This is a genomic window from Haloferula sp. BvORR071, from assembly GCF_000739615.1.
Lineage (GTDB): Bacteria > Verrucomicrobiota > Verrucomicrobiia > Verrucomicrobiales > Akkermansiaceae > Haloferula.
The window spans coordinates 1-5,079 of record NZ_BATP01000015.1 but is presented as its reverse complement, the minus strand read 5'-3'; the positions used below and the strand labels follow the sequence as shown (position 1 = coordinate 5,079).

Annotated in this window: 7 protein-coding genes; 2 read left to right on the top strand and 5 right to left on the bottom strand. The window is 63.7% G+C overall.

What is annotated here, in order from left to right; genetic code table 11:
- Positions 1-223 precede the first annotated feature (223 nt).
- The 4 genes from BV071_RS07535 to BV071_RS07520 are packed head-to-tail and all read right to left on the bottom strand — an operon-like array spanning position 224 to position 3,953.
- The gene (locus tag BV071_RS07535) at positions 224-1,501 is read right to left on the bottom strand and encodes a hypothetical protein (RefSeq protein WP_035604433.1); all 1,278 of its coding nucleotides are present in this window, start codon (positions 1,499-1,501) and stop codon (positions 224-226) included.
- Entirely contained in the window at positions 1,498-2,757 is a 1,260-nt protein-coding gene (locus BV071_RS07530) for a hypothetical protein (protein ID WP_265594188.1), read from the bottom strand. The genes BV071_RS07535 and BV071_RS07530 overlap by 4 nt, the downstream gene beginning before the upstream one ends.
- A 51-nt stretch (positions 2,758-2,808) precedes the next feature.
- Positions 2,809-3,588, bottom strand: coding sequence for a hypothetical protein (locus tag BV071_RS07525; protein WP_035604425.1), 780 nt, complete (start codon positions 3,586-3,588; stop codon positions 2,809-2,811).
- Entirely contained in the window at positions 3,588-3,953 is a 366-nt protein-coding gene (locus tag BV071_RS07520; protein WP_035604422.1) for an iron-sulfur cluster assembly accessory protein, read from the bottom strand. The genes BV071_RS07525 and BV071_RS07520 overlap by 1 nt, the downstream gene beginning before the upstream one ends.
- Positions 3,954-4,061: 108 nt before the next feature.
- On the opposite strand from BV071_RS07520, the gene BV071_RS07515 reads away from it, so the two are divergent.
- Positions 4,062-4,574: a hypothetical protein gene (locus BV071_RS07515; protein ID WP_035604420.1), complete on the top strand. Its 513-nt coding sequence runs from the start codon at positions 4,062-4,064 to the stop codon at positions 4,572-4,574.
- Here the strand turns inward: BV071_RS07515 and BV071_RS35235 are convergent.
- Entirely contained in the window at positions 4,571-4,738 is a 168-nt protein-coding gene (locus BV071_RS35235) for a hypothetical protein (RefSeq protein WP_265594187.1), read from the bottom strand. The genes BV071_RS07515 and BV071_RS35235 overlap by 4 nt on opposite strands.
- Before the next feature lie 81 nt (positions 4,739-4,819).
- On the opposite strand from BV071_RS35235, the gene BV071_RS07510 reads away from it, so the two are divergent.
- On the top strand, positions 4,820-5,079 hold a 260-nt coding region (locus BV071_RS07510; protein WP_035604409.1), incomplete at its 3' end, for an ATP-binding protein.

The window sequence follows — 5,079 nt, the reverse complement described above, 5'->3', positions numbered from 1 at the left end:
TAGGGCGTCGCCAGCGCCAATCGATTCCCCTGACAGGATCATCGGCAAAAGCGATGACCCGAGTTATTTAATGCTGAAAAAACAGCAATTGAAATCGTGTGAAGATCGCGTGAAGCGCTGCGGGGGAATCCAATGCGGCGCTGACTCACTTGCCCTCTGCCTGCGGGGGACTGCCGTAACCCCGGCCGCTCCCAGCTAAGCCATTGAGCGTCCGGCGGAGCGCTTACTCCGCATCTTGGCGCGGTTGCGCTAGGGCGGCCTCGACACGAGCACGGCTTTCCTTGGAAAGCCTAGTCTTCTCCATCGCTTGCGCGAAGTAGGCGCGCACCATGGCCGTGTGCTCGTCACCCTCACGGTCGCTAAGACCCTGCGAGTAACGCTGGGCCACTTGGGTCAAGGCCTGCTCCCGGAGAGCGTCGGAGCCCAGCTTTTCCAAGGCCCGCCAGCCGCGATCGGAGTTGTCATGCGGATCCACGTAGCGTGCCGCGATCTTCACGCGGTTGGCTTCATCCTTCAGCACGGGGATGAGTTCCATCGCGGTCTCGATGTATTCGCCACCAGACAGCGCCTGGAAAGCGCTGTCCCGCGCCTCGGCCGGAAGCTCGCCGAGCTTCCCGGCCAACTCCGCGGCAGCCTTGGCATTGCCGTCCATGCCGCAGAGCCCCTTGAAGTAGCCGCCGACGTAACAACCCGCGGCTTGGTCCTTCGCGATGGCCTCCTCGATTCCGGCCCATGCCGCCTTGCGGTCCTCCGCCGCCCAGTAGCCGATCGCTTGATCCAAGGACACGCCGTTTTCAGAAGACGGCACCGGCATTCCCGTGATCAGACGCTTGAAGTCGAAGTCGTCGGGAAACCCTTCGTTGCCGACTTGTCCACGCAGGTCTTTGCCGAAGAGCTGCTGCAGGCGGATCAGCTCGTCCGCTCCGCGTTCGACGGCGCCATTGAGCGTAGCCTTGCCGTAGGCGAAGCTCATCTCTTCAGACTTCAGCTTCTTGACCCAAGGTTGGGCCAGCTCGGGTGAATCGTAGTTCGCCGCCTCGATCAATTGGTACAAGAACCAGCGGCGGTGCAGCGTGTTCGGCAAGTCATCCGCCCAGAGCAAGGCCTGCTCGCCGTCGCGCTTGTAGAGCTCCTCGAGGGCCATGGTCATGGTGGCGCTGAAGCCATCTGCCTGCTCTGCTGGAACCACCGCATACTCCGCAGCCAGGCTGCCTAGCGCCTCATGCAGCTCCGCTGCGTCCATTCGCTCGAAAGCGCGCCGGATCTCCGCATTGTCTTTCGCAATCCGCGGATACAAGCGGCACAGCGCCGCGAAGCTCCGTTTGTCGGCGGAAATGGCCGGTTTCTTCGCGCCCGTTGGAGCACTGCGTGCGGGGGAGACCGCCGCTGCTGTTGAAGCGGGCGCCTTTCCACCGGGCGTGGATCCCGGTGGAAACATTCTCCCCGCCAGTAATCCAAGCAGGAGTCCGGCTGCAGCGATGATGAAGGTGGATGCCTTCATGGTGGTGGCTGCGGCTTGAAGCGGGCGACGATGCTTTCGATCTGCGCTTCGCTTGCGTTCCACTCGGCGAGCTTGGCACGCAGTTGGACCTCGGTCTTCGGGTTCAAGCCGGGGCCGGTGTTGCCATAGACATCGGCGACCGATGCGGGCGCGGTTTCTAACAGCGCGATCCGCCGTGCCGGATCCGGATTCAGTTCGAGCACTTCCAGGGACATCACGGGATTCCCCGTCCGGATTCCGGCCACCGCGAGTGCCTCCATCTTCTCACGCAGGCCGGGACTACCTGTGGCCTCGGCCAGGAGCTTCAGAGAGATCGGACTGGAGGCAAAAGAGGCGGCACTGCCCTTCAGGAATTCATCCTGCTGAGCGGGTGTTAGACCCTCGACCTTGGAGGCGAGCCATTGCTGGTGTCCCTCCACGGGAGTACCGGGATAGCCCGACCAGATCGCGTTGAGCGCCTCCGCCCCGCGATTGGCGACCAGCCAGTCGAAGGCCTTGTCGCGGTCCTGGCGATACCATTCCCAAATGAAGCGCTGCTCGAAGAGGGCAGGACCCGGAGTGCGCTCGTCATCCTTGGCCAGTGAATCGAGAGGGTGCGAGAGCAGCCCGGCGAAGTCGAAGCCGTCCGCCACCGGCTTCAGCAGGCCTCCGGTCGCGCCGAGTCCCTGATCCCTGCAGCGCTGCAGCGCATCCCAAACCGCTGCCGGCCCCGAGCGACTGTGGAACTCGATCAAAAGCTCTTGGAAGAACACGGCGCTTTTCCCGAGATACTCGCGATCGACCATGGCGCGTGCGAAGCCTTCCTCGGCCCGCTCGACCGGCCACTGCCGGGCAAGCTCCCATGCCAGCCTGCGCTTGAACTCCGGCGTCTCCGCGGTCTCGAACCACGCCAGCCCGGCATCGAAATCGCGGCGCAGGAATTCCTGGAGCAGGTAGCGGAGGACAGCTTGGCCAGCGGGCAGCAGCTTGTCCGGGCTGTTGAAACTCTCGGTGATCGCCGCCCGCAATTCGGCCTCGCTCCACTGCGCGAGTTCCTCGCCGAGCGGATTTGCCCGGGACATGAAATCGGGGACCTGCCAATCGCGCGCGGCTTGGAGCAGTCGCTCGCTGGACCACTTCTCCCGACTCGGCGTGGCGAGGGCTGCTGGCGCTACCGGCACCGCCCTTGCCGGTGCCGCGGAATCCAGCGTCGCCCGGCCGACCAGTGCGCCTGTTAGAAGCGCACCGCCGAAGACTGCCAGACTCCACTTTGCCATGACTGCATCCAGCAAGCGGGAGATAGGACGCCGGTCAATCGGATTCGCGGGCTAGTTGCTTGCCGCCGGTTTGTCCGGATTCTCCGGGAAGACCGGCAGGAAGCCGCCGGGATTCAATTCCTTGGGCACCTCCAAGGTGAAGGCGCGGTTTTTGCCGACCTGGAACTCGCCAAAGGCGATTGGGACCACGGTCAGGCAGATGACCGGCGTGTCTTCGCCCTCGCTGCGGGAGACGTGAAGCAGCATCGCGCAGTTGGGGAACTTCGAGACCTTGAGCATATCTCCCGGGGACATCCAGCTGGAGGCGGAAGTCTCGTTGGTCGGGAAGAGATACTCGATCATCACCGGCCAAGGCGCGGCGTCGGTCAGCTCATCCGGCCGGACCATCGCCTGCGCCCGCACCGCGAAGCCCGGCTGGAAGACGTCATCCGGCCCCAGCAGGCGGACCTTGTCGATCCGGTAGTCGCCCTCCGCGTATTGGATCAGGTTCTTCTCCTTGAGATTGGTGAGGTAGTTGCGCATCAGCGCCGCGTTCAGCAGCTTGAGGTCCTCATCCTTGAGGGCCGCGTAGCGGCGGAAGAAGGCGCGCGGATCGGCAGACTCGGCGGCGGGGGCGTTCAGCTCGGAGAGATCCTCGGGTGGGACTGTGCGGTGGAGCTTGCGGAGGATCTCGTAATTTCGCGGAATCTCGGGGTGGCCGAAGATGTGCAGGCAGAGCAGCCAAGTCAGCACGGCAAGGCAAAGCGCGAGCACGTTCGCCAAGGTCCACCAGTAGAATGCGGGCGGACGCTTTTTCTTGGGCGGAGGCTCCTTGTCGCGTCGGTTCGGCATCAGCTCTTGCCGCAGTCCTCGGGCTCGGGAGTGGGTTCGGCCGCGGTTTCGAAGGAGGTTCCGCAGCCGCAGGAGCGGGCGGCATTCGGGTTGTCGATCCGGAAGCCGGCGTCAGAGAGGTCGTCCACGTAGTCAACCCGGCAACCGTCGAGCTTTGAGGCGCTGTCCGCGGCGACGATCAGGCGCGCGCCAGAAAGGTCCAGGACCTCGTCGCCGGGCTGGGGCTCCGCGATCTCCATCACGTATTGCCAGCCGGCGCAGCCGCCCTTGGTGACGCCCAGTCGCAAGCCCTTGCCGGGCTCCGCGTTCTTGCGTTCGAGGAGGGCGCGTAGCTCCTCGGTGGCCTTGTCCGTGATCGAAATCATCGCTGCCGGAGTGATACGCCTGCGGTGGGCAGGTGCGAGCGAAAAAGCGGGGAAGGAAAGCACTTGCCCTTGAATAGCCAAGGGGCTTCGTGCGTTTGATCCACTACCATGATCCGCAATCTCTCTCCAGTCTTGGCCCTGGCGTTTTTCTGCACCGCATCTTTCCTCCACGCCGAAGACAAAGAAGTCCCGGCCGAAGTGCAGATTGAATTCACCCTGAGCGATGGCGACAAGGTCGTGCAACGGGCCGCCTTGCACGTGGATCTGCGTGATGGGGGTAGCAGCTTCGACGGCACCACTACCATGCCGGCCCCAGACGCCGGCGGGCGCTGGATCATTGGGGCCTCAGGCTTCTTGGGGAACGGGCAGACTCCGTCGGATGAAACAGAGCTTTCCATCAACGTGAGCGAAGCTCAGCAGCTCCGGGAAAACCTAAATGAAGGAACCAAGACGGTCTGGCCGGTGGCACTCTTCGAATCTCACCGCGTCTGGCATGGTCCTGGAATCTATCGCCTGGCGGATTACGGCCGCTTTGTCCTTTCCGCGAAGGTGGTGGATACCCCGGCGCTCCACAAGAAGCAGGCCTCAACGCCAGCAATACCTGCGGTGGAAAGGCGCTAGCCGCTGCCACCGAACTGGCGAGGTCTAGGAGAATAGTAGAAGCCGCTGTAGGCGAACAGGGGCCCGCGAAGCCGCCGGTCACAGAGCCGGGGGACTTCCTCGGGATACTTCTGAGCCTCCATGGCATCCACGACGATCCGCTCAAAAAGGTTCCAATCGCTCATCTCGGGTGCTCGCGGGGATTTTACGAGTCCGCGTGATTTCTTGGAACTTGGAACTTCACGCCGATCTTCCAGACTCCAGCCGTGCCCCGTATCCGCATCCTGCCTGAGATCCTCGCCAGCCAAGTGGCCGCAGGTGAGGTGGTAGAGCGGCCCGCCAGCGCGGTGAAGGAGCTGGTGGAGAATAGCTTGGACGCCGGGGCGGGGGAGATCTTGGTCGAAATCCGCCGCGGTGGCGCCGCCTTGCTGCGGGTGATCGACGACGGCAGCGGGATGTCGCGCGACGACGCCCTGCTTTCTTTGGAGCGCCACGCCACTAGCAAGCTGGCCGAGGCGGCCGATCT